General features: G+C 64.5%; 23 protein-coding genes and 1 pseudogene. 13 read left to right on the plus strand and 11 right to left on the minus strand.

Features of this window, described 5'->3' with window-relative positions:
* Positions 1 to 5 precede the first annotated feature (5 nt).
* Positions 6 to 803 (minus strand): annotated as a pseudogene (locus P8014_RS06305) (transposase); the annotation flags it as partial.
* A gap of 389 nt (positions 804 to 1,192) precedes the next feature.
* On the opposite strand from P8014_RS06305, the gene P8014_RS06310 reads away from it, so the two are divergent.
* The 6 genes from P8014_RS06310 to P8014_RS06335 all read left to right on the plus strand — a co-directional run bounded on the left by P8014_RS06310 (position 1,193) and on the right by P8014_RS06335 (position 8,254).
* Positions 1,193 to 2,746 (plus strand): ABC transporter permease subunit, encoded by a 1,554-nt coding sequence (locus P8014_RS06310; RefSeq protein ID WP_337816457.1) that lies wholly within the window; start codon positions 1,193 to 1,195, stop codon positions 2,744 to 2,746.
* 24 nt (positions 2,747 to 2,770) lie between these two features.
* The gene (locus P8014_RS06315) at positions 2,771 to 4,099 is read left to right on the plus strand and encodes a nitrate/sulfonate/bicarbonate ABC transporter ATP-binding protein (RefSeq protein WP_337816458.1); all 1,329 of its coding nucleotides are present in this window, start codon (positions 2,771 to 2,773) and stop codon (positions 4,097 to 4,099) included.
* A 57-nt stretch (positions 4,100 to 4,156) separates the two neighbouring features.
* Complete coding sequence (locus tag P8014_RS06320) at positions 4,157 to 5,431, plus strand: FAD-dependent oxidoreductase (RefSeq protein ID WP_337816459.1); 1,275 nt, start codon at positions 4,157 to 4,159, stop codon at positions 5,429 to 5,431.
* A 122-nt stretch (positions 5,432 to 5,553) separates the two neighbouring features.
* Complete coding sequence (locus P8014_RS06325; protein ID WP_337816460.1) at positions 5,554 to 6,870, plus strand: HD-GYP domain-containing protein; 1,317 nt, start codon at positions 5,554 to 5,556, stop codon at positions 6,868 to 6,870.
* A gap of 20 nt (positions 6,871 to 6,890) precedes the next feature.
* Positions 6,891 to 7,832: a cation diffusion facilitator family transporter gene (locus P8014_RS06330; RefSeq protein ID WP_337816461.1), complete on the plus strand. Its 942-nt coding sequence runs from the start codon at positions 6,891 to 6,893 to the stop codon at positions 7,830 to 7,832.
* Positions 7,833 to 7,873: 41 nt separating this feature from the next.
* Positions 7,874 to 8,254, plus strand: a complete 381-nt coding sequence (locus tag P8014_RS06335; protein ID WP_337816462.1) for a VOC family protein — start codon at positions 7,874 to 7,876, stop codon at positions 8,252 to 8,254.
* Between the two features lie 861 nt (positions 8,255 to 9,115).
* Here the strand turns inward: P8014_RS06335 and P8014_RS06340 are convergent.
* Entirely contained in the window at positions 9,116 to 10,177 is a 1,062-nt protein-coding gene (locus P8014_RS06340) for a nitronate monooxygenase (RefSeq protein ID WP_337816463.1), read from the minus strand.
* Positions 10,178 to 10,624: 447 nt separating this feature from the next.
* Here P8014_RS06340 and P8014_RS06345 point away from each other — a divergent pair, with 447 nt between their 5' ends.
* From P8014_RS06345 to P8014_RS06360, 4 genes are read left to right on the plus strand one after another with little or no spacing between them, the layout of a single operon-like run.
* Complete coding sequence (locus P8014_RS06345; protein ID WP_337816464.1) at positions 10,625 to 12,589, plus strand: ABC transporter substrate-binding protein; 1,965 nt, start codon at positions 10,625 to 10,627, stop codon at positions 12,587 to 12,589.
* Positions 12,589 to 13,314, plus strand: coding sequence for an ABC transporter ATP-binding protein (locus tag P8014_RS06350; protein ID WP_337816465.1), 726 nt, complete (start codon positions 12,589 to 12,591; stop codon positions 13,312 to 13,314). The genes P8014_RS06345 and P8014_RS06350 overlap by 1 nt, the downstream gene beginning before the upstream one ends.
* Positions 13,314 to 14,216: a branched-chain amino acid ABC transporter permease gene (locus P8014_RS06355; protein WP_337816466.1), complete on the plus strand. Its 903-nt coding sequence runs from the start codon at positions 13,314 to 13,316 to the stop codon at positions 14,214 to 14,216. Before P8014_RS06350 ends, P8014_RS06355 begins: the two co-directional genes overlap by 1 nt.
* Positions 14,213 to 15,238, plus strand: a complete 1,026-nt coding sequence (locus tag P8014_RS06360; protein WP_337816467.1) for a branched-chain amino acid ABC transporter permease — start codon at positions 14,213 to 14,215, stop codon at positions 15,236 to 15,238. The genes P8014_RS06355 and P8014_RS06360 overlap by 4 nt, the downstream gene beginning before the upstream one ends.
* Positions 15,239 to 15,257: 19 nt before the next feature.
* On the opposite strand, the gene P8014_RS06365 is transcribed toward P8014_RS06360, so the two are convergent.
* The 5 genes from P8014_RS06365 to P8014_RS06385 form a co-directional block, all read right to left on the minus strand.
* Positions 15,258 to 15,770, minus strand: coding sequence for a gamma-glutamylcyclotransferase family protein (locus P8014_RS06365; protein WP_337816468.1), 513 nt, complete (start codon positions 15,768 to 15,770; stop codon positions 15,258 to 15,260).
* Between the two features lie 25 nt (positions 15,771 to 15,795).
* Positions 15,796 to 16,320, minus strand: a complete 525-nt coding sequence (locus P8014_RS06370) for a GNAT family N-acetyltransferase (protein ID WP_337816469.1) — start codon at positions 16,318 to 16,320, stop codon at positions 15,796 to 15,798.
* A complete protein-coding gene (kynA, locus tag P8014_RS06375; RefSeq protein WP_337816470.1) occupies positions 16,317 to 17,165 on the minus strand; it encodes a tryptophan 2,3-dioxygenase in 849 nt (282 codons plus the stop codon). The genes P8014_RS06370 and kynA overlap by 4 nt, the downstream gene beginning before the upstream one ends.
* Positions 17,166 to 17,175: 10 nt before the next feature.
* Positions 17,176 to 18,477: a kynureninase gene (gene kynU, locus P8014_RS06380; RefSeq protein ID WP_337816471.1), complete on the minus strand. Its 1,302-nt coding sequence runs from the start codon at positions 18,475 to 18,477 to the stop codon at positions 17,176 to 17,178.
* 162 nt (positions 18,478 to 18,639) lie between these two features.
* On the minus strand, positions 18,640 to 19,341 hold the full coding sequence (locus P8014_RS06385; RefSeq protein WP_337816472.1) for a helix-turn-helix transcriptional regulator: 702 nt from the start codon (positions 19,339 to 19,341) through the stop codon (positions 18,640 to 18,642).
* A 121-nt stretch (positions 19,342 to 19,462) separates the two neighbouring features.
* On the opposite strand from P8014_RS06385, the gene P8014_RS06390 reads away from it, so the two are divergent.
* Both P8014_RS06390 and P8014_RS06395 read left to right on the plus strand, forming a co-directional pair.
* A complete protein-coding gene (locus tag P8014_RS06390; RefSeq protein WP_337816473.1) occupies positions 19,463 to 19,792 on the plus strand; it encodes an NIPSNAP family protein in 330 nt (109 codons plus the stop codon).
* The gene (locus P8014_RS06395) at positions 19,789 to 20,142 is read left to right on the plus strand and encodes an antibiotic biosynthesis monooxygenase (protein WP_337816474.1); all 354 of its coding nucleotides are present in this window, start codon (positions 19,789 to 19,791) and stop codon (positions 20,140 to 20,142) included. Before P8014_RS06390 ends, P8014_RS06395 begins: the two co-directional genes overlap by 4 nt.
* 7 nt (positions 20,143 to 20,149) lie before the next feature.
* Here P8014_RS06395 and P8014_RS06400 read toward each other — a convergent pair whose 3' ends face one another.
* The 4 genes from P8014_RS06400 to P8014_RS06415 all read right to left on the minus strand — a co-directional run bounded on the left by P8014_RS06400 (position 20,150) and on the right by P8014_RS06415 (position 23,838).
* Entirely contained in the window at positions 20,150 to 20,617 is a 468-nt protein-coding gene (locus P8014_RS06400; RefSeq protein WP_337816475.1) for a GFA family protein, read from the minus strand.
* A gap of 40 nt (positions 20,618 to 20,657) precedes the next feature.
* On the minus strand, positions 20,658 to 21,575 hold the full coding sequence (locus P8014_RS06405; RefSeq protein WP_337816476.1) for a DMT family transporter: 918 nt from the start codon (positions 21,573 to 21,575) through the stop codon (positions 20,658 to 20,660).
* A gap of 158 nt (positions 21,576 to 21,733) precedes the next feature.
* Positions 21,734 to 22,597: a cache domain-containing protein gene (locus P8014_RS06410; protein ID WP_337816477.1), complete on the minus strand. Its 864-nt coding sequence runs from the start codon at positions 22,595 to 22,597 to the stop codon at positions 21,734 to 21,736.
* Positions 22,598 to 22,929: 332 nt separating this feature from the next.
* Positions 22,930 to 23,838, minus strand: a complete 909-nt coding sequence (locus tag P8014_RS06415) for a LysR substrate-binding domain-containing protein (RefSeq protein ID WP_337816478.1) — start codon at positions 23,836 to 23,838, stop codon at positions 22,930 to 22,932.
* Between the two features lie 165 nt (positions 23,839 to 24,003).
* Between P8014_RS06415 and P8014_RS06420 the strand changes: the two genes are divergently transcribed.
* Positions 24,004 to 24,441, plus strand: coding sequence for a DUF1127 domain-containing protein (locus P8014_RS06420; protein ID WP_337816479.1), 438 nt, complete (start codon positions 24,004 to 24,006; stop codon positions 24,439 to 24,441).
* Positions 24,442 to 24,513: the final 72 nt, after the last annotated feature.

Genomic DNA, 24,513 nt, shown 5'->3' on the forward strand with positions numbered 1-24,513 from the left:
TGGGTGGTCACCTCATGGGCGACGATCAGGTGGTGTTGGGTATCGCCCCCCGTCTGGACGTTGTAACCGACGATCCCTGTACCACGACTCTTCATCTAGCAGGCATCGGGATCGGCCTGCGAGAGCTGGCCATAGGGGCTTTCATTAAGTTCGGTCTCGATGGCCTGCAACTGTTTCATCTGTGACTTGAGCGCCGAGATCGTGTCCTGAAGGCGACTGGACTGCGCTTTGGCAACCTCATCTTACTGACGGTCGGCCGTGCCCAGATCCACCAGTAGCGCTGGATGCTCCGCTCGATCGCTTCCATCCGGCGCTTGAGCTTGACCCGGGTGAAGTTCTTATCCCCGTTGTTCACTAGCCTTGAACTTGCTCCCACCAATGGCCACCAGGGCCTCGGAGAAAAAACCCAGCTGTCGGCACAGGTACACGAACTGACGGCAGACGTTGCCGATGGCCTGCCCATGCTCCTGGCGGAACCGGGCAATGGTCTTGTGATCGGGCATCAGACAGCCCGTCAGCCACATCAGCTCGACGTTACGCTGTGCCTCACGCTCAAGACGACGCGAGGATTGCACCCGATTGAGATACCCATAGATGTAAAGCTTGAGAGGAACGGCCAGATGATAGACCGGGCGCCCCGTCACGGCTGGATCAACGCCGGCAAAGCCCAGAGCACCCAGATCCAGTTCATCAACGAACACATCGACCACGCGAACCGGCTTGGCATCGGTCACGTAATCGTCCAGAGTCTCTGGAAACAACACGCTTTGCGTACGGCTCTGCCCCTCAATGAATCGCTTCATGATGCCGCTGCGTATTGGCTTAATAATTAGATCAACCAGGGGCTACTTGGTTCGCGTTTTGACACAGCCTCGGCCGTCTCCGGCCACCTGATCCGCAATTCCTGGGCAAAAGGCAAGATCAGGCCTCGTGATTCGTGCGTGTGGTTTCTGTTGGCTCTGCGCTGGATTCTGTTCCCATTGTTGGCGTCAACGCTGGTTTCGGGCGCGAACCAGCGTTTCCAGTTTCCATCCTACTTGGATGACGCGCCCGAAACAGGGCACCACAGCCCCCAACGTCCAAACGAATGCTCAACCGACGCAATGCCCCCCCTGAAACTTCCCACGCTTGCCCCTGTCATAACAGCGCGCTTATAACGTGCCCTGCTTCCCAGCAACGAGCTGCTCCGCCCATGGCACAACTGCCCACGCTGTCCGTACGCCTGCTGCGCATGGCCGCAGCACTGGTTCTGTCGCTGCTGTTCACGCTGCTCTATGCCACGCTCGCAGCCAAGAACCGCTACGCCGAGCGCATCCTCATTCCGATGCTGGACGTACTGCAGTCAGTACCGATCCTGGGCTACCTATCGATCACCGTGGCCGGTTTCGTGGCGCTATTCCCCGGCAGTCTGTGGGGCGTGCAGATGGCCGTGATCTTCGCGGTGTTCACTTCGCAGGCCTGGAACATGACCTTCAGCCTGTACCAGTCGCTGAAGACGGTACCGCGCGATCTGTCGGAAGCGGCGGCCACCTACCAACTTCCGGCCTGGCAGCGCTTCTGGCGCCTGGAGCTGCCCTTCGCCATGCCCGGACTGGTCTGGAACGCCATGATGTCGGTCTCCGGCGGCTGGTTCTTCGTGGTCGCGGCCGAAGCCATCACCGTGGGCGGGCATCAAGTGATGGTGCCGGGGGTGGGTTCCTACATCGCGCTGGCGATCCAGGAACGCAATCTGGGCGCCATCGGCTGGGCCATCCTGACCATGTTGCTGGTCATTCTGCTGTACGACGCACTGCTGTTCCGTCCAGTGATCGCCTGGGCCGACAAGTTCAAGTTCGATACCGCCTCGGCCGAGCCCGCCCCTGAATCCCGCGTGCTCGATTTTCTGCAGCGCACCCGCCTGCTGCGCCGAGCGGCCGTGGTGCCGAGTCTGCTGTGGCAGCTCAGTCTGCGGTTTTCCACCCGTCCGGCGCCGCCGCAAGGCAAAGCGGAAGGAAACTTGAACCGTGGCCTGGAGCTTGCGTTTAACCTTCTGCTAGGGCTGCTGGTCGCGGCCGTGATCGGCGCGGTATGGTTCATCGTCCCGCGCGACTTCGGCTGGACCGAGGTCGGCCACGTAGTCCTGCTCGGACTGGCGACCGCGGCCAGGGTATTCGTTCTGGTCATCCTCGCGAGCCTCGTATGGGTGCCGGTGGGCATCTGGATCGGCTTGCGGCCGAAGCTCGCCCGCCGCGTGCAGCCGCTGGCGCAGTTCCTCGCCGCCTTTCCGGCCAACCTGCTGTTTCCGCTGGTGGTGGTGTTTATCGTTCATTTCCATCTGAACGTGAACGTGTGGACCAGCCCGCTGATGATCCTCGGCAGCCAGTGGTACATCCTGTTCAACGTCATCGGCGGTGCCGCGGCACTGCCTGGCGAACTCAAGGAAGCCTCGCGCAACCTCGGGCTGCGCGGCTGGCTGCGTTTTCGCCGCCTGTTGCTGCCGGGGGTTTTCCAGTCCTACGTGACCGGCGCGCTCACCGCCTCGGGCGGCGCCTGGAACGCCAGCATCGTCGCGGAGGTGGTGAGCTGGGGCAGCCACACGCTGGTCGCCACCGGCCTCGGCGCCTACATCGCTCAGGCCACCGCCGCCGGCGACATGCACAAGGTCGCGCTGGGCACCGGCGTGATGGCGCTTTTCGTCATCGCTCTCAACCGCTTCGTCTGGCACCGGCTGTACCGCTTCGCCGAGACCCACTGGCGCCTCGACTGAACCACAGCGACAATGAGCACAACCATGAACGCACCCACCCAAACCAGCGAAATCCTGCGCCTGCGCAACGTGCAGAAGACCTTCAAGACGCCCGACGGCGAGGACCTCAAGATCATCGACGGCGTCGACCTCAGCCTGCGCGAGGGCGAGATACTGGTCATGCTGGGGCGCTCGGGCTCGGGCAAGTCGACGCTGCTGCGCATCATGTCCGGACTGGTCGAGCAGAGCGCGGGCGAAGTGAGTTATCGCGGTGAACCGGTGCGGGGCCCCGTACCCGGACTGTCCATGGTGTTTCAGAGCTTCGCCCTGTTCCCCTGGCTTACGGTCCTGGAGAACGTCGAACTCGGCCTGGAGGCGCGCGGCGTATCGAAGGCCGAGCGCCGGCGCCGCGCCCTGGCCGCGATCGACCTGATCGGGCTGGACGGCTTCGAGTCAGCCTATCCACGCGAGCTTTCCGGCGGCATGCGCCAGCGCGTCGGCTTCGCCCGCGCGCTGGTGGTCGACCCCGACGTGCTGTTCATGGACGAGGCCTTCTCCGCGCTGGACGTGCTCACCGCGGAGAACCTGCGTACCGACCTACTAGACCTTTGGGCCGAAGGCTCGACCTCGCTGCGCGGCATCCTACTGGTCTCACACAACATCGAGGAAGCGGTGCTGATGGCAGATCGCATCGTCATCTTCGCCTCCAATCCGGGCCGCGTGGCGGCCGAGATCCCGGTGCGTCTGCCCCAGCCGCGCAACCGCCAGGCGCCCGAGTTCCGCCGTCTGGTCGAACAGATCTATGCAATCATGACCCGTCGCCAGGATGCGCAGACGGGACGCCGCGCAGAAGGCGTGGCCTACCGCATGCCCAGCGCCTCGATCAACCGACTGGCCGGCCTCATCGAGGCCATCGACATGGAAACCAAGGATGGCGGCGACCGCTACGTCAGCCTGCCCGAACTGGCCGACGACATGCAGCTTTCCGTGGACGATCTGTTTCCGCTGGTCGAGGCGCTGGAAATTCTGGACCTGGCGGCGGTGCGCGAGGGCCTGATCGCGCTCAGCTACGCCGGACTGCGCTATGCCGACGGCGACACGCAGACGCGCAAGCAGATCTTCGCCCGCCAGCTGCTCAAGCACGTCCCGCTGGCTGCACACATCCGCAGCGTCCTGGATGAGCGGCCCAACCACCGCGCCCCGGCCGGACGTTTTCTCAACGAGCTTGAGGACAGCCTCAGCGAGAGCGAATCCGACCGCGTACTGGAATCCGTGATCAACTGGGCACGCTACGCCGAGATTTTCGCGTACGACGACGATGCCGAAGTGCTCAGCCTGGAGGATCCCGGCGTCGTCGAGGCTGGAACAGTTTAACTACGCCAGCCGCGGTTGACGTCTTGTACACTCATTAGCAGTTTGATGGAGACCTCCATGGATAAGTCACTGATCGTCATCGGCGCCGGCCCGGCCGGTATCGAAGCCTCGCTTACCGCTGCCCGCTGCGGCGCGCGCGTCACGCTGATCCACGAAGGCCCACTGGGCGGACGCTCGACCCACGGCAGCTTGCTGCCCAGCAAGGTCTGGCTCGCCGCCGCCCGCCCCGGCGCCACACCGGCCAGGATTCTTGAGCGACTGGGCAAGGTGAAATCCGCCTGGGTGGCAACGCAACAGCGCCTGTTGACCGGAGCCGGCGTCGAGTGCGTGCAGGGCCGCGCACGGATTACCGGCGCCGGCGTGGTCGAAATCGACGGCCAGTCCGACTCTCTCCAAGCCGATGCCGTCATTCTCGCCAGCGGTTCGGAACCCACCTTCCCCCCCGCTCTCAAACCCGACGGCAAGCGCGTCATCGCCCCCCGCCTGCTGGCCAAGCTCGACTGGCTACCGCCTCGCGTGGTGGTCATCGGCGGCGGCCCAACAGGCTGCGAGGCCGTACATCTGTTCAACGCGCTGGGCGCCGCCGTCACCTGGCTTCCGGGCCGCCCCGGCGCACTCGCCGGCTTCGCCCGCCCTGCCGTGCAGATACTGTGCGCCTCCTTCGCGCAACGCGGCGTCGAAATCCTCGCCGACGCCGATGCGGTCGACATCGAACGCGGAGAAGATCAAGCCTGCGTGGTCACCGATACCGACTCCCGCATCGAAGCCGAACTCGTGTTCGTTGCCACCGGCCGCCGCGCCGATCTGGACGGCCAGGGTTTGGACTCCCTCGGCCTCGACCTGCCTCCCGCGACCGATACCTTCGGCTACGCAGCACAGAATCTCTATCTGGTCGGCGATGCGGCCGGCGGCCCCTTCCTCGCCAATCGCGCGCTGGCCCAGGCGCGCATCGCCACGCGCCATGCCCTCGATCTGCCCTGTGCGGGCTACACCGCCGAGGCCGTGGTGCAGGCGGTCTATTCGCAACCGGAAGTGGCCCAGGTCGGCTGCGTCGAGGGCGACGGCATACGCGGCCTGGAACTGCCGTTGGACACGGCGCTCAAAGCCTACCTGCGTTCGCCAGACGGTCGCTTCTCTTTGAGCTGGGACGCCGAGCAGCGCATCACCGGCGGCTGGGTCGTCGGCGTGCACGCCGCGGACGCCCTCGCACCGGTCGCCGCCGCCATCGCCGCCCAGGCGACGCTGCAGCAGCTCGCCGCGTCATGGCCTGCCAATCCCACGTTGGGCGAACTCGCACCGATGGTGGCGCGTCTGGCGGTGGATGCCGGTTAGGACCTGTTCACAAGCACCCAAATCCACACTCACGACAACGTTTATCTACGATAAGGGATTAAGGCAGTATTGGAACGCGTCTGCCTGAGCGCTACGCACAACGGCGTGAGGTTCTTTCAACAATGCCTTTCCTCAATGAAAAGCTGCACATCAAGGTCGAAACCGACAAACTCCGGGCAGGGATGTTCGTAGCCGGACTCGATCGCCCCTGGGAAGGCACTCCGTTCCTGCTGCAAGGCTTTCTAATCAACACCGAAGAGGAACTGACCCAACTGCGCGGGCTGTGCCGCATCGTCTACGTCGACCCGACCCGTTCCTCGGTCGAGATGAAGGCCCTGGACAGCGCTGCCGGCCCCCTGCTCCCCCATCGCCGATCCTCTGCGCCGACGCCGGCCAAGAAAACGAACCGTATCCGCCGCGGTCCGCCGCCGGACCTCAAGGGCCTGTCCGAACCTGAGGCCTTCCGCGAGAGCCTGCCATGCGCCGTGAGGACCCAGACCCAGGCCCATCGCTACCTCAACCGCGCGTTCAATGATGTTCGCCTGGGTTCCAGCATCGATACCGACGAAGCCAAGCAGGCGGTATCCAGCCTGATCGACTCCATCACCACCAACGTGAACGCTGCGCTATGGCTGACCAACCTGAAAAAGCGCGACGAATACACCTCGATCCACTGCCTCAACGTCTGCGTACTGAGCATCGCCTTTGCCCGCCATCTGGGGTACGGCGAAGAGGAACTCAAAATCATCGGGCTGGGCGCGCTGCTGCACGATCTCGGCAAGATCAAGACGCCGCCGGAAATCCTCAACAAGCCGGCCCGCCTGACCAGCGACGAATTCGAGGTGATGAGGAAACACCCGGTCGACGGCTACGAAATGCTCTGCGACGGCGGCGGCGTCCCGCCCCAGTCGCTGCAGATCATCCGCCACCATCACGAGCGCATCGCCGGCAACGGCTACCCCGACGGCTGGCAGGGCGACCAGATCCCCTTGCCGGTGTTGGTCACCTCGGTAGTCGACGTCTACGACGCCATCACCAGCGACCGCTGCTACCACGACGGCGTTCCCGCCCATCAGGGCCTGCAGCTGCTCTACGACATCGCCCCGAACAACTTCGGCCGCGAACTGATCGAGGAGTTCATTCGCTGCATAGGCATCTATCCCGTCGGCAGCCTGGTCGAGCTGACCACCGGCGCGCTCGGCGTCGTGCTCTCGGCCGATCCGCTGCACCGTCTCAAGCCGCTGGTGCGGCTGGTGCGGGAGCCCGACGGCAGCCCCTGCGCCGATGGCGAACTCATCGATCTGGCGGAGCTGTCCGGCCACGACAACGAGAGCTGGCGCCGCTGGGGCATACGCCGCGTGCTGTCGCCCGCCGACTATGGCATCGACGTCAAATCCATCGTTGCCAAAGACAACGATGTTTCCTCGCTGATCAACTGAATCCCGCATACGGAGCCCCCATGTCCGCCGCGCATCACCACCATTCGGATCACGGCCACGGGCATCACCACCATCACCACGCCCCGGAGTCGTACTCGCGAGCCTTCGCCATCGGCATCGCCCTGAACACGGCATTCGTGGTCATCGAAGCGGCTTTCGGCCTGTACGCCGACTCCCTGGCCCTGCTGGCCGACGCCGGCCACAACCTCAGCGACGTGTTCGCCCTGTTGCTCGCCTGGGGCGCACTGAGCCTGACCCAGACCCGCCCCACGGAGCGGCGCACCTACGGCCTGCGCCGCAGCAGCCAGCTCGCCTCGCTGACCAATGCCGTGATACTGCTGATGGTCAGCGGCATCATCGCCTGGGAAGCGTTCAATCGTTTCCTGCAACCCAGCCCCGTGGCCGAGAACACCGTTATCTGGGTCGCCGCCATCGGCGTGGCAATCAACACCGCCACCGCCCTGCTGTTCATGGCCGGCCAGCGTCACGACCTCAACGTACGCGGAGCCTTCCTGCACATGGCCGCCGATGCCGGCATCTCGCTGGGCGTGGTGATCGGCGGCATCGCCGTGCTGCTGACCCGCTGGTACTGGCTCGACCCGCTGATCGGCCTGCTCATCGTGGCCGTCATCGTTTACGGCACCTGGGGGTTGTTCCGCGAATCGCTGGACCTCATGCTGGACGCCGTGCCGGACGGCATCGACGCGGCCGAAGTACGTGACTACCTGGAAAAGACGCCGGGCATCACCGCGCTGCACGACCTGCACATCTGGGCCACCAGCACCACGGAAATCGCGCTCACCGTACACCTCGTCAAGGCCGACGGTTCTCTGGACGACGCGCTGCTCGGCGATCTGGCCGCCGAACTCAAAAGCCGTTTCGGCATACAGCACGTAACCATTCAGCTCGAACGCGGCGACGCCGCCCATCCCTGCCCTCTGGACGGCGTACAAGCCGGCTAGGCGGGTTGCCGGGCCGTTCGGCGCGCGGCCGGAGACACCCCATGCACATCGAACAACTCGATCACCTCGTCCTGACCGTCCGCGACATCGAGCGCAGCATCGCCTCCTATGTGGACGTCCTGGGAATGCGTGCGCTGAGCTTCGGAGACAATCGCCGGGCGCTCGTCTTCGGCGAACAGAAGATCAACCTGCATCCCGCGGATGCGCCCATCGCGCCGCACGCCGCACAACCGACCCCGGGTTCCGCCGACCTGTGTTTCATCACGCAAACCCCGATTGGGGAAGTCGCCGAACATCTGGCCACGCACGGCGTCGAAGCGGAAGCCGGGCCGGCGCCGCGCACCGGCGCTCGTGGGCCGATCGTGTCGGTTTATTTCCGAGACCCCGACGGCAACCTGATCGAAGTTTCCAACTATTCGTGAGGAGACTCTTTCGGGCACGGCTCGGGGCGTGTGGTTCCTGTTGGCTATAGAGTGGAACCTATTCCCAATTGTTGGCGCTGGGGCTCGTTTCGGGCGCGAATCAGCGTTTCCAGTATTGATCCTGCTTGGGTGACGCGCCCGAGCCTCTTTCTTTGCATGCCCAAAGAAAGAGGCGAAAGAAAGGCACCCCAAGCACTCTGCGCCTGTGCCATTGGCGGCTGCAGTTGGCTGGTGTGCGTTCAGGGCAAGGCGCGGTGCGCAGGCAATGGCCATTGCCCTTGGCAAGCGCCGCAACGCGGCCATGGGCGCACACAAGCCAACGGCGCGCCTTGTGGCGAAACAGCCTGGAGTCGCTGCAGCCGCCAATGGCACAGGTGCAGAGTGCTGTGCCTTGACCCTACGGGCAAACCTCGAGCGCACCCCAAACATCTGAGCATCTAAATCTGCTTGTCCGAAGTACTTCGCTTCAGACTCGCCTTGTTTTGACGTTCGGTCCCCTCCTGATCGCTTGCCTCGCGAACGTGCGCCTGAGCGGGGATGGCTGACAGGGAGGTCAGCCAAGCAGCTCTTGGCCTGGATGGCCAATAGCTGCGGGCCCTGTTCAGGCGTGCGTTCGCGAGGTTGCCCGTAGGGACAAGCGATCCCGGGGGTGCGTTTCTTTCGCCGGTTTCTTTGCGCATTTCAAAGAAATCGGCTCGGGCGCGTCACCGATTCAAAGCGAATCCCCAAACCTCAAATCGCGCCCGAAACGAGCTGCCACGGCTAACAACCATGTCGCCTTCAATCGACGTAAGACCCAAACCACAACCGATGATCCACGTCCGAAACAAACCTCAGCGCCAACTCTAATGAGAAAAAGTCTCACCGCATCGCAGCCCGCAACTCCCCCTCCAACACACCAACCAACTCCCCAGCAGGCAACTCACGCGCCAGCGACGCCCCCTGACCGGCCCACAGCGACATGAACTCCGTACGGCCCTGCGCCGCAGCAGCGCGGCGGATACCACCAGTCAGCGCGTTCTGCACCGGATAAGCCGGGATATCGGCTTCCGAACCGCGCAAATCGTCCATGAAGGCATTGACGACACCTCGCGCGTAACGCCCCGAAAACACCCGCGTCAGGCGCGTCGAATCGTCGCGTGCAGTGCGAATCGCCGTCTTCCATCCCGCATGAATCCCCGCCTCGGGACAACAGAGAAAGGCCGTACCGAGCTGCGCGGCCTGCGCCCCCAGCATCAGCGCCGCGGCGATGCCGCGTCCGTCCATGATCCCGCCGGCAGCGATCACCGGCACTCGTAGCGCTGCCGCCGCCTGCGGCAGCAAGGCCATCAGCCCGATGGACGACTGCTCGAAGTCGCCCAGAAAAGTACCACGATGTCCGCCGGCCTCCGCACCCTGCATACACACCGCATCCGCCCCCGCGGCCTCCCAGGCCAGGGCTTCGGCCACTGTCGTGGCCGTGCCCAACACGACGCTTCCGGCAGCGTGGAAATGGCTCACCGTAGTCTCGTCGAGCACGCCGAAGGTAAAGCTCGCCACCGGCGGCGCCAGCGCGATCAGCGCCTCAATCTGCGCTCGATTGTCCTCGCAGAAGCGTTCGGGTGCCGCCGCCGTAGGCTCCTGTCCCAGGGCAGCACGGTAAGGTGCCAGCCGCGCCTGAGCCTGCTCCAGTTCCACCGCCGTCGGCTGGGGCGTCTCGAGCACGAACAGATTGACGTTGAACGGACGGCTCGTCAGTTCGCGCACCCGGGCCACTCCTTCCGCCATTGCCTCAGGGGACAACATGGCTGCGGCATAGGACCCCAACCCGCCGGCATCACTCACCGCGGCGACCAATTCGGGCGTGGTCGGGCCACCTGCCATGGGTGCCTGAATGACGGGGAGATCAACGCCGAGCAAGGAGGTCAGGGGATTCGGGAACATGGGTAATAGTCCTTAGGACGGAAAGACTTAAGATCTTAAACCAAGCCCACGGTGTACGCCGCTCTGAGACGGCAAGCAGGCCTGCGTCGCAGGGAACATCGACCTCGTATTTGGCAGTCCATTTTCAAAAGCGCTCCGAAAATGCATAAGTTCTTATAGGAAGATGCGACCTTTCCCGACGTACCCGCGACCAGACAACGAAACCCCAAAGCTCCTGGAACCCAACGCAAAAATTCAATCAACAATCTATTTTAAAAGGACTAAAAAAACACAAAACACCTCCAAATCGCTTCTTCTCCGACAACATGCCGCTTATAAATAATCAACGTCACATCATTCAAAAACCGACGCAAGTAGTTAACTGAAGCGCCTCCTCATCTATAAAGCCAGAACTACCAATTAAAGAGGCGATAACGCCCCGACCGACGCAGCAGGAGAGAGTGGATCATGGCAAAGCACCGCGAAATCAAGGACCTCGCCGGAAACCCCATCTCGGGTTCGAGGCGCAAAGTCATCGTCGGCGCCGCGGCCGGCGCAGTCGCCCTGGCTTTCGGAGGTCCGCGCGCATTTGCCGCAGACCCCGAAAAGGTTCTCAGAATCGGCTTCATCAGCCCCCGTTCGGGCCCCCTGGCCGGTTTCGGCCAGGGCGATCCCTACGTGCTCGGCCTGGCACGCAAGGCGCTGGCCAACGGTTTGTCCCTGGGCGGTACCACATACAAGGTGGAGATTCTCGACCGTGACACGCAATCCGATCCCTCGCGGGCCAGCCAGTTGGCCAACGACCTGATCAACAATCACAACGTCGACCTGATGCTTTCCACCTCGACGCCCGAGGTCACCAATCCGGTGGCCGACGCCTGCGAGGCGGCGGGCGTACCGAGCCTGTCGACCACGGTGCCCTGGGAGTCGTTCTATTTCGGCCGCGGCGGCAAGCCCGGCAAGCCCTCGCCGTTCAAGTGGAGCTACGTCTTCTGCTTCGGCACGAATATGTTCGCTACCACCTATCTCTCCACATGGGGGAAACTGGAGACCAACAAGCGCGTGGCGGTCATGTACCCCAACGACGCCGACGGCACGGCGATTCGTGAACACCTGGTGCCGTTGCTGGAAAAGGGCGGCTACACCATCGTCGACCCCGGCCCGTATCAGGACGGCACCACCGACTATTCGACCCAGATCGCACTGTTCAAGCGCGAGCGTTGCGAGATATTCAACACGGCCCCGATCCCGCCGGACTTCGCCTCCTTCTGGCGGCAGGCGGCGCAGCAGGGATTCGCGCGGCAGGTGAAAATCGTCGAACCGGCAAAGACCGGAATTTTCCCGGCACAGGTCAATCCGCTCGGACCGCTGGCCTACAACCTGAGCGGCGCAGCCTATTGGCACAAGGTCTTCCCGTACAAATCGACCCTGACCGGGGTTTCGGGCATGCAGCTGGCCGACGGCTACGAGGCCTCCACCGGCCGGCAGTGGGAACAGCAGCTCGGCGCGTCGATGGCGTTGCTGGACGCGGGATTTGCCGCGCTCAAGGCTTCTCGTGATCCCAAGAGCAAGAGCACCGTGCGCGAAGCGCTGGCGAAACTCGATACCACGACCATGGTCGGCAGGATCAATTTCAACACCGGGCCGTTCCCGAACGTGTCGATCACTCCGCTGGTCGGAGCGCAGTGGATCAAGGCTCCCGCGGGTTCCAAGTTCCAGTTCGAGGCTGCCAGCGGCATCCAGAAGCGTTTCGGTGCGCTCAGCGTACTCGAGGATGTGAACTTCGGCATACGCGAAAACGAGGCGGTCGGCATCGTCGGCCCCAACGGCGCCGGCAAGACCACATTTCTGAGCATCCTGGTGGGCGCACACCGCCCGAGCGCGGGCACGGTGACGTTCATGGGCAAGGACGTCACCACGGCACCGGCAGCCGAGCGCTGCCGTGGGGGGCTGGTGCGAACGCACCAGATCCCCCGGCCGTTCTCCAACATGACGGTGTTCGAGAACGTGTACGTGGCCGCCGCCAACAGCGGCAGCGCGAATCGCGAGGAGGCCTACGAACGCTCGCTGGACGCGCTGCAGCTCACCGGCATGATGGCGACGGCCAACCGCCGGGCCGAAGCCCTGGGCCTGCTCGACCGCAAGCGCCTGGAGCTGTCGCGCGCGCTGGCCACATCGCCCAAGGTGCTGCTGCTCGACGAGATCGGCGGCGGCCTCAGCGACGGGGAAGCGGCCGAGTTGGTGGACATCATTCTGGAGCTTCGCCGCCGGGGCATCGCCATCGCCTGGATCGAGCACATCGTGCACCTGCTGCTGCAGGTCACCGACCGCCTGATCTGCATGGATGCGGGTACCGTTATCGCCGACGGAGCGCCGGAAACGGTCATGGCGGACGAAGCGGTCATCGAGGCGTATCTGGGAGGCAGCGCTTGATGAGCTACTTGGAAATCGAGCGCATCGACGCGCGCCACGGGCTGCTGCAAGCGGTCCGCGAGGTCAGTTTCGGCGTCGAGAAGGGCGAGATCGTCGCATTCGTCGGCGCCAACGGTGCCGGCAAGACCACGCTGTTTCGCACCATTGCCGGCGCCCACCCGGCCACTGCCGGTCGGATCCGCCTGGACGGCGCGGACGTGACGGCGCTGCCGGACCACGTACGCGTGAGGCAGGGTCTGGCGCTGGTGCCGGAAGGCCGCCGGCTGTTCAGCCGGATGACCGTGTACGAAAACCTCATCCTCGCCCGCGAGGCCGGCCGCTCCGGGCGCTGGGACCTCGACGCCGTGCTGGACACGTTCCCCAACCTCAAGAACCGCCTCAAGAGCAAGGCGGGCAATCTGTCCGGCGGCGAACAGCAGGCGACGGCCATCGGCCGCGCGCTGATGACCAACCCGGACGTGCTGCTGCTCGACGAGGTTTCGCTCGGCCTGTCTCCGGCGGCGGTGGCGCGCGTCTACGACTCGCTGCAGGCGCTGATCGAAGCCGGCACCACCATCCTGGTGGTCGAGCAGGATCTGAACCGGACGCTGTCGATCGCCAACCGCATCATCTGCATGCTGGAAGGGCAGATCGTCGTGCAGGGTGCGGTCGCGGAGATGACGCGGGAGCAAATCATGGATGCCTATTTCGGGCTGCATCGGACGAACCGGGAGAACAACGCATAATGGAGTGGATCAACGCCATCGTGCAGGGCGTCCTGCTGGGCGGCTACTATTCGCTGATCGCCTGCGGGCTCGCCTTCATGCTGCAGGTGATGCGCATCATCAACCTGGCGCACGGCAGCCTGGCGGTGCTCGCCGGCTTCGCGCTATGGACGCTGGCCGCGCGCTTTCACATCAGCCCCTTCCTGTCCCTGATCGGCGTGCTGCCAGCCATGGCGCTGCTCGGCTGGCTGCTGCAGCGCGGCATCCTCGAGCGCAGCACGCGTTCGGGTGAACTGGTGCCGATACTCGCCACCTTCGGTCTGGCCATCGTGCTCGACAACCTCATGTTCCTGCAGTTCAGCGCCGATCCCCGCTCGCTTTCCCAGTACATCGGCACCCTGTCCTACGACAGCTGGGCCGTCGGTTCGAGCATCTACGTCGGCAAGCTCTCGTTTCTGATCCTCGTGGTCGCGGTGGCCATGCTGGGCGGACTCAGCCTGTTCCTGTCGCGCACGCACATCGGCCGCGCGATCCGTGCCACCGCCGAGGATCCGGACACCGTCGGCCTGATCGGCATCAGCGCACGCCGGGTGAATGCCATGGCCGCGGCCATCGCCCTGGTCACGATCGGCGTCGCCGGGGCATTCCTGGCCATGAGCGGTAATTTCACGCCGTACTCCGGCGCCACCCAGTTGCTGTTCGCCTTCGAGGCGACGGTGATCGGCGGCACCGGTTCGCTGTGGGGCACGCTGCTCGGAGGGATCGTACTGGGGATCGCTCAGATGATCGGCGCACAGATCAATCCGCAGGCCTTTCTGATAACGGGGCACGTGGTGTTTCTCGTCATTCTTGTCGCCCGGGTCTCGGGCAAGCTGCCCTCGCTTGCGGGCATGGCGGCGCGTCTGCGGAGGCAACAGGCATGAGGGCGGGGCTTAGGATTCAACGCTGGACGCCGCTGTCGGTAGCGGCGATGGGCACGACCGCGCTGGTCGTGGTGCTGCTCGCCTTCGGGCCGCTGTTTCTGAGCGCCAACCTGATCAACCAGCTCACGACGCTGTTCATCTACGTGATGCTGGCGGTGATGTGGAACGCGCTGGCCGGCTACGGCGGACTGGTGTCGATCGGCCAGCAGGCCTTCTTCGGGCTGGGTGCCTATGCCGCGATCCGCGTGGCCAGCGTGGGCGTCAACCCGTACCTGGCTCTGGTGCTGGGGGCCGTGCTGGTGGGCATCATCGCGCTGCCGATCTCCACCTTCATGCTGCGCCTGCGCGCCGGGGAATTCGCCATCGGCATGTGGGTGGTGGCCGAACTCGCGCATCTGCTGGTCACTCTCGATCCGATCGTCAACGGCGAGACCGGCACCTCGCTGCTGCAATTGACCAGCTATCCGGCGCCGCTGCGCCGGGCGCTGACCTACTGGGCGGCGCTGGCGGCCGTGGTGGTGCTGCTGGGCACGATATTCGTGCTGCTGCGCAGCCGCATCGGCGCGGCGATCCAGGCGATCCGCGACGACGAGGAGGCGGCCGCCTCGGTCGGGGTCAAGGTGCGCCAGACCAAGCGCATCATCTTCGTGCTGGCCGCGCTGGCGGCGGCCATGGCCGGCGCGCTGTGGGTAGCCGCCACCATCACCTTCCAGCCCAAGGCCTATTTCTCGGTGCAGTGGACCGCATACATGATCTTCATGGTGCTGGTCGGCGGCATCGGCACCTGGGAGGGCGCGATCATCGGCGCGCTGATCTTCTTCCTGATGGAATCCTGGTTCGGCGCCTCGGGCGTGTGGTATCTGGTCGGCCTGGGCGCGGCCGCTCTGGTGTTCGCACTGTTCATGCCCAAGGGCATCTGGGGCATGATCGAACAACGTTTCGGCCTTTCCATCCTGCCGGTCGGCTATCGGGTCGTAAACGATCAGCCGGCTGCGCCGGAGGCGGCCGAAAAGAAAGCATGAACGTAGCGATCTGCTCCGGCTACAGGCCGGTGTAGATCGCCAACTCGCGCGTCCGGCGTTCGGCGTCGTGATCGGCCTCGGCGGGCACCGCCTCCAGGGCCTCCACATATTGCGAGGGTAGGTGGTGCTCGCGCGCCCCGCGCAATACGTGCTCCTTGTACCAGTCGAAGGGCAACGGCTCCGGGTCGACGCAAAGCGCCCGATAGGTATGCGCACGCACGCGGCCGCCTTCGGGGCGGCTGACTTCCACCTCGACCCGCTCGTAGGCACTGCCGCGCCCCTCGTAACGGTCCAGCACCGGCAGTTCGTGCACAGCGAAGCTGAACAGCACGCCGTGCACGACGTCCTCCGAGCGCCCGGTGTGGAACGCATCGCACTTGGCCGAGCCGTCGTTGCGGCTGCGCAGATGGAACTCCAGACGGTGCCCGGCCAATGCGCCGACGCCAATGCTGCGGCTGGTGCTCAGGCGCGCGCCCAGCCTTGCGCTGGACATGTTCGAGCCGTAGGCGAAGTAGTGGACGATGTCGCTCATGGAAACACTCTTGATGCTGACGTCATTATTCCTTGGACAGCTCCAGCGCCATTTCGTGCCACGTCAACCCGCCGTGCGTGGACGCGGACTCGCGCAGATAGACGAAGCCGAACTTCCCGTAGAGACCGACGTGGCGCTCCCGGCACATCAGCTGTATGGAGGCCTTGCCGAGCCGGCACATGCGCAGGATGTGGTTGTGCATCAGGATCGCCGCGATCCCCAGCCCCTGAAACTCCGGATGCACCACCACCGACAGAACGACGTTGTGGCGGCCGGCGGAATCGTGCCCGAGCAGATCTTTGAAGGCCTCGTCGGCCATCCGCACCGTGTCAGTCGAGGCCGAATTGATGAAGCCGATCACGCCGTCGGCGGTCTCCAGCACCATGAACCCTTCCGGATAGGATTCGATGCGCCGGGAGATCTTCTCCAGGGTGGCCGCCTCATCACCTTCGTAGGCAGCCGTTTCGATGGCGTGGCAGCGCTCGGCATCGCCCAGCGTCGGGCAACGCAGCGTGTAGTACGGAAGGAATCCAGGGCCGTTGCGCCTCATAGTTCGGTCCGCAGTTGCCACAGTTCGGGGAACAGCACCACGTCGAGCATCTTGCGCAGATAGGCCACCCCGCTGGTACCGCCGGTGCCGCGCTTGAAGCCGATGATGCGCTCCACGGTGGTGACGTGGCGAAAGCGCCACAGGCGGAACATGTCCTCGATGTCGACCAGCTTCTCGGCCAGCTGGTACAGCTCCCAGTGCTCGCGCGAATTGCGGTAGACCTCGAGCCAGGCCGCCTTCACGCCCTCGCCGGCCTCGTAGGGCCGGGTCCAGTCGCGCTCGCAGTGCGACTCCGGAACGTCCAGCCCCCGGCGCGCCAGCAGGCGCAGGGCCTCGTCGTACAACGACGGCGCCTCGTACTGCGCTTGCACCGTCTCGAGAAGATCCTCGCGGTGCGCATGCGGGCGCAGCATGGCGGCGTTCTTGTTGCCCAGGGCGAACTCGATGCAGCGGTACTGCCAGCTCTGGAAGCCGCTGGAGGCACCGAGGTAGGGGCGCAGCGCGCTGTACTCGGGCGGCGTCATGGTCGCCAGCACGTCCCAGGCCTCGACCAGGTGCTCCATGATGCGGCTCACTCGCGCCAGCCCCTTGAAGGCCGGCGGCAGATCGTCGCCCACCACGTAGTCGATGGCGGTGCGCAACTCCTGCAGCATGAGCTTCATCCACAGTTCGCTGGTCTGGTGCTGGACGATGAACAGCAGCTCGTTGGGATCGGGCGAAAGCGGATGCTGGGCGTTGAGCACGGCGTCCAGGGCGAGATAGTCGCCGTAGCTCATGCTGGCGGAGAAATCGGTTTGTGCACCGTCCTTGGAAGGATCGTAGCCGGGTTTCTGATGATCGCTCATGATCCGCTCCTCAGGTCACAGCGTTGCGCTGCTTGAATTCCGGCTTGCGCCATTCGCCGCTTTCGAGCACCTGCCCCAACTGCTCGACCGCATTCCACACGTCGGCAAAGCTCAGATATGCGGGCGTGAAACCGAAGCGCAGGATGTCGGGCCGCACCCCGTCGCCGGCGCGGAAGTCGCCGATCACGCCGCGCGCGATCAGCGCCTGCACCATCGCGTAGGCACCCTCGGCGTGACTGAGGCAGACCTGCGAACCACGCCGCTCGGGCTCGCGCGGCGACACCAGGGCCAGGCCATGTCCGGCACAGCGCTCTTCGACCAGGCGGGCGAACAGCTCCGTGAGCGCCAGCGACTTGGCCCGCAGCGCCGCCATGCCGCCCAGCGGCTCGGCCGCCAGCAGCGTGTCCACACCGCAGTCCAGCGCGGCCAGACCGAGCACGGACTGCGTGCCGCACAGATAGCGCGCGATGCCGGCGGCCGGCCGGTAGTCGGGCGTGAACTCGAAGGGCGCCGCATGTCCCCACCAACCGGACAGCGGTTGCCAGAAACGGTCGACGTGCTGCGGATGCGCCCACACGAAGGCCGGCGCGCCGGGCCCGCCGTTGAGGTACTTGTAACCGCAGCCGATGGCGAAATCCGCCTCGGCGCCGAGCAGATCCACCGGCACCGCGCCGGCGCTGTGCGCCAGATCCCAGACCACCTTCGCGCCGGCGGCATGCGCCGCGGACGTCACCTCGGCCATGTCGTGCATCGCGCCGGTGCGGTAGTTGACGTGGGTGAGCATCAGCACCGCCACCTCTGCGTCCAGCGCCTGCGGCAGCTCGGCCGGATCGTCGATCAGCCGCAGCGTGTAGCCGTGCTCGCGCGTCAGCCCCTGCGCGATGTAAAGATCGGTCGGAAAATTGTCGCGCTCGGAGACGATCACCCTACGCGCCGGGGCGTCCTCGCGCTGCATCTGAAGCGCCGCGCTCAGCACCTTGAACAGGTTGATCGAGGTGCTGTCGGTGGCGACCACCTCGCCCGCGCCGGCGCCGATCAGCCGCGCGATCTTGTTGCCCGCCTTGGCCGGCAGGTCGAACCACCCGGCACTGTTCCACGAACGGATCAGCCCCTGCCCCCATTCCTCGCGCGTCACGGCCTGCAGCCGCTCCGGCGTCGCCCGCGGCATGACGCCGAGCGAGTTGCCGTCGAGGTAGATCACGCCCTCCGGCAGCTCGAACTGTTCGCGCAGGCCGCGCAGCGGATCGTTCGCGTCCAGCGCGCAGCAGTCGTCCAGGCTGCGCGCCGCCGCCAGCGCTTCTTCGTTGATCATGTTCATCGCCAAGCCATCCGCCCCTCATGCTGTGTTGTCATGCCGACCGGAGTCGGGATGGGTGCAAAGACTAGGCGGGCGCAAGCGAACTTGCCAGTGGCTGTCGAGATCGGGCGTTGCTTCCCGGCCGGGGCGATGCAATCACGCACCGCAGACACGACGTCAAAAAGCCCCGATTCCCCATACCTCTCGCAGCACGGAACGCCCTTTGCCCGTGACCCGCAAGGCGCGCGAACCCTCCACTCGGCGCAGCAGATCCTGCTCCAGAAAATGGCTACACAGCGCCGCGCCGAGTTTCCCGGCCAGATGCGGACGCCGCTCGCTCCAGTCCAGGCAGGGCCGGCACAAGGGTCGCGCCGAACGCCGCGTGCCGGCATTGTCCAAGGACACCCCGGCCTCGCGCAGCATATCCACACCGGCCGCCGTGACGATGCCGGCGCCGTCGTCGAACTCCACCGCGCCCCGTGCCACCAGCGCATCGCACAGGGCAACGCCAAGCTCGCCGGCCAGGTGGTCGTAGCAGGTCCGTGCGCGCCGCATCGCCACATCGCGCGGACCGATCAGCGGACTGCGCCCGGGCGGCAACGCCGAAGCCGAGGCGACCTGCATGAACGTCTCGAGCAGCTGCGCGATATCGGCGGACGCCAGACGGTGATAGCGATGCCGGCCCTGGCGCTCGACTTTCAGCAACCCGGCTTCCGTCAAACGGGCGAGATGGCCGCTCGCCGTCTGCGGCGCAACGCCGGCCACAATGGCCAGTTCGCCGGCGCTGAGGGCTCGCCCGTCCATGAGTGCGGAAAGCATCGCCGCACGCGCGGGCTCGCCTAGCAGCAAACCCAGTTCAGCCATTCGATACGCATTCACGCGGGCACCTCCTGAGGCGAGTATAGCGATCCCGGGCAGAGGCACGTTTCGGGCTGCGCCGAAACTTCCTCGGGCATCGAGGCGCGATCATCCATACCTCGTTCAGCAAGAGGTCGCAGACATGCTCACCTGTATCATCCGTTATCAGATCGATCCCACCAAGCGCTCGGACTTCCTGAGCTATGCCCGGAACTGGGGTCAGGCGATCCCGCGCTGCGGCGCCGACCTTATCGGCTACTTCGCGCCTCACGAGGGCTCGGCCACGCTCGCCTACGGGATCTACAGCATCGAGAGCCTCGCCGCCTACGAAGAGTACCGCAAGCGCCTCGCGGACGATCCGCTCGGGCGGGAGAACTACGCCTTTGCCCAGGAGCGGAAATTCATTCTGCGCGAGGACCGGACGTTCCTGACGCTCGCCTCGGCGCCTCACGCCAAAGGCGGCACAAGATGATCGCCGTGATCTTCGAGGTGCGGCTGCGGCCGGAGCGTCAGGACCAGTATCTGGACATCGCCGCCGCTCTGCAGCCCCTCCTGCAGGACATTGACGGATTCATCTCGATCGAACGCTTCCAGAGCCTCGGCGACGCCGGCAAGCTGCTCTCGCTCTCGTTCTGGCGCGACGAAGCGGCGATCCGCGAGTGGCGCAACGTGGAGACACATCGCAGCGCGCAGGCGACGGGACGCGAACGGATCTTCGAGGACTACAGGCTGCGCATCGCCGAGGTCGCGCGCGACTACGGCATGACACGGCGCGAAGAGGCGCCCGCCGATTCGCGACACGCCGGTGGAACCGAAGAATAGAACGCCTCTACGCCGATCCATGATGCGCCTGCCACAGGCGCATCAATTCCTCGTCTTCGGGTTCTTCCGCAAAACACGGCTGGCGCTCCCGGTCGATGAGCGCCCACGGCTGCGCCCGCTTCGTCCAGATATGCGCCACCGGCTGCAGCCCGGACGTGTCGTCCAGGGTGCCCGCCTTGACGCTGAACGGCGTGCGGTCGTCGTCCGAGGCGTGGTGGATGCGCGTGCCGCAGTGGCGGCAGAACGCGCAGATCTTCTCCGCTCCGCTGTCGCCGCGCGTGGTCCAGAACGAAAGCTCTCCGGATACGATTTCGAAGTCATCGCGGCGCACCCACAGCGACATGCCGAATGCGCTGGCGGACTGCTTCTGGCAATCGCGGCAGTGACAGGCGTATAGCGTCAGCGGCGGGCCATTGAGCCGATAGCGCACGTGTCCGCACTGACATCCGCCTTCCCGCAGCGTTTCGCTGTTCACGCGCACCTCCCGTGCCGCAAAAAGCCGCCCCCTGCCGGGCTCATTTCGGCTCCCCCGGCGCAAGCCCGGACAACCTGCCTCCGGCGGGGCTCAGAACCAGCCATAGCGCCAGACCGATCATACCGCCGCCCAGAGCATAGCCCAATGACAGGCGCTCGTGCAGCAACAGCCAACCCCAGAACACGCCGAACAGGGGAATCAGGAACGTCACCGTCAACGTGCTCAAGGCACCGACCTCGGAAATGAGGCGGAAGAACAGCAGATAGGCAAACGAAGTGCACACCAGCCCCAGCGCCAGCATCGACGCCCAGACATCGCCGCTCACCTGGGACCAGGCGATGGGTGTCGAAACGCCATGCCATGCCATGAACAGCACCAGCGTCAGCACCGCACCCGCCTGGCTGCCGAACGCCACCACACGGTTATCGATGCCGTGGCCAGTGACCAACCGCTTGGTGAGGTAGCTCGCAAAGCCGTAGCACACCGTCGCGACGAGACAGGCTCCCACGCCCAGCAAGGTCGCCGCGTTCATGCCGACGGGACCGGTCTCGGTCAGCGCGAACACCCCGGCCAGGCCGATAGCCACACCGGCGAGTTTTCGCGCGGTAAGCTGCTCGTCGAAAAACGAAACGCCGATGAGGACTCCCATTAGCGGAGTCATCGCATTGAGGATCGAACTGTAACCCGCCGGTAAAACCTCTGCAGCCAGGGAAAACATCAGAAAGGGGATGCCCGAGGTAATGCTGCCAAGAGCCAAAACGATCTTGAAACGTCCGCCGAAGGACAGCGGAACCCTCATCGCGAGCAACAGGCCGAACAGACCGGCCGCACCCAGCAGAACCCGCCCGAAAGCCGTTGGAATCGCTCCGAGTACCGGCGCGGAAACGCGCATGAACAGAAAACTCCCGCCCCAGATGGCGGCGAGCAACAACAGATGGAACAGGTTCTTGGAATTCATCGAAACGTACCGATTGTGAACATGCGCGGAATTCTGGCTTCGTGACACACGCGCCACACTCCGGTTGCTGCTATCGAATTCAGGCCATCACATCCCGCCCGTCCGGGCCGGAAGATGGCTTCCAGTGACGACGGCGAAGCCGCCGCCACCGGACTTGCTCAGCGCTTCATTCGCGACAGCGCAACCTTGACGCTCCGACCCAACCTGTCCAGCGCATTGGCCAGCTTGCCGATCTCGTCGGTACGATCGGTGTACGGTATTTCCAGATCGATCTTGCCGCGGCTGAATTCGTCCGCCACCACGGTCAGTTCCCGGATCGGCTTGACGATGCCCCGGATCAACAGGAAGGCCAGGGGGGCGATGACCAGCAGCAGCACCACGCCCAGCACGATGTACAGCCCGGTCAGGAAGGCGTTCGTGTTCTTGTGTATGGTCCCCAGAATCTGCTGATTCTTCTTCTCGATGTTGCCGATGTACACGCCGGTGCCGATCCAATAGGGCTGGCCGGGAATCATCTTGGCGTACGACAGCTTGGGCTTCAGACCTTCGCCCGGCTTGTTCCAAATGTACGTGACGTAGCCGCCGCCGTGCTCCGCGACCGTATTCAGATCCTTGATCACCATGGTGCCCTTCGGATCCTTGAGATTGATCAGATTCTTCCCTTCCAGATTAGGCTGGGTGGGATGCACGAACACCGTGCCGCCCTTCTTGTAGATAAAGAAGTAACCGGACTTGTCCGGGAAGAACCGGGCATTCTTCACCAGACGCTCGAAAATCTGATGGACCTGTTCCTGGCTCGTCGCGCCCTGGCTGGCCTCGGCCAGCGTCGACGCCATCACGTCGACCATGTTCTTCAACTCGCTCTTGTAACCACCGAGCATGGTCTCCGAGTTTTGCTGGATTCCAAGGTTGACGATGTTGTCGACGAGAACCTGGTATCGGAATATCACCAGAAGAGAAAAAGACACCAGCACCAGGACGAGGAGCCAAGTCTTGATCTGAAAGGACATTCGACCAAACATTAGATTTTCTCCTTATCGATCAGGCCGTTTTCCAGGTATACCCACGGGACTCTGCCAAGCAGGCAAAAGACGCCGCACGCCGACGAAGCGGCTGCGAAACTCACCGTTTCAAGCCACACATCGAATTGATTACCGCCCCTACTCAGGGCGCATACCGCAATAGGATTTTACTTTCCGCGAGTGGACGAACCGGGCACAAGGCAGTGTTTTTCTTCGAACCTCGCTCCGCAGGCGCCGTAATAGTCTAGTGCATTTCGGCGCAACAACCCACGGATTGCCCCGCGAATCCGGCGCCAAGGCCACGATTCACGGACAAAGCGCTCACCAGACGATCAGCAACGCAGGTTGCGAAACGCCTCCGCAACATAACCTGCCAGGGCTTCGCCGATCTGTCCGATGCCGGAACGACGCATCAGCAGCACCTGGTACTCACCCAGCGGCGGCAGCCCGACGTCCGCGTCCACCTTCCTCAGCGGCGCCCGCACCAGGCTCGAAGGGAAAGGGGCGATTGCCAGATCGGCCAGCATCGCGGCCTCCTGCCCCGAACAGTGTTCGCTGGTATAGGCGATGCGGTAGGTCATACCGATGCGGTCCAACGCGGTCAGCGCCGATCTGCGCCAGGCACACCCTTGATTGGCCAGAGCCAAGGGCAAGGGCGAGCGCCGCGCCGCGATGCCACCGTCGCGGCAGACCCAGACCAACGGTTCGCTGTAAACCGCCTCACCGCGCCCCGGCTCCATACCATCGTTGTCGGCGGTGACCAGAATCAGGTCGAGTTCGCCTTCATCCAGCCTCCGCACCATCTCCAGACTCCCCCCCGTCCTCACGTCAACCTGCACCGCCGGGTGACTGCGGGCGAACTGCGCCAGCACGCCGGGCAGGATGCGCGTGCCGATGTCGTCGGGCGAGCCGAAGCGCACCGTACCCTCCAGCGCCGGAGCGAGAAACTGGGTGACCGCCTCCTCGTTGAGCTTGAGCAAGCGCCGACCGTAGCCGAGCAGCAGCTCGCCCTCCGGCGTCAGGCTCACCTGGCGCGCCTGACGCACGAACAGCGGTCGGCCCAGGGTTTCCTCGAGGCGCTTGATCTGCATGCTCAACGCGGAAGGCGTGCGGAAGACCTGGCGGGCCGCGCGCGTAAAGCTGCCGCTCTCGGCGATCGCCACGAAGGTCTGCAACACATCGGTGTCCAGCAGCGGCATCGCCCCCTGTCCGAAGGGCGAGGCGTCGGTAGAGGCAGACATCGATTCCATATCCGTATCCTTCAATTTTTCTTAACGCTCAATATAGATCTTTTCGTTTGATTTAGCACTCCCCCGACATCATCCTCACTTCCAAGGTCGCGACCCTTATCGATTCACCGTTCATCAGCCGGCTGCCGAATGCAGCCGTCGAAGAGGAGAGTTGTTATGTCGGATTTCTACCACACGCATTGCGAGATACCGCGACCCCAGTCACCCGCCACGATCCAGCCCTTGCGGGCAACGCATACCATGCGTTTGCCGGCGGCACTCAGCGGCTGGTTGCACGCCTGGCAACGGCGGCGGGAATTCAAACGGCTGGCAAGGCGGCTGCTCAGCTACGACGACCACCAGCTGGATGACATGGGATATACCCGCGAGGACCTGCTGGCCGCCATCGACCAGCCCTTGAAGCTGGATTCCCACAGCCTCCTGACGGGCTGGCGTGAACGTCGGCTCAAGGCGCAGGCAGCCCCCGCCAAGGCAACGCGGCGACGCCCTGGCCAGAACGCAGTTCAGACCAGCGCACTACTGAGCGGCATCAGCCTTGGAATCGTCGGACCGACCACGGCCGCCGCGCGGCATTCCTCCACTTGCCGGCGATGAGCCCGGCAGCAGCGCCGCATTCGAGCGACACGCCGGGCGGCAAAACCACCGGAGCGGGTGACCGGCTCGCCC

Source organism: Acidihalobacter sp., assembly GCF_037381185.1.
In the GTDB taxonomy this organism is placed as follows: Bacteria; Pseudomonadota; Gammaproteobacteria; order DSM-5130; family Acidihalobacteraceae; genus Acidihalobacter_A.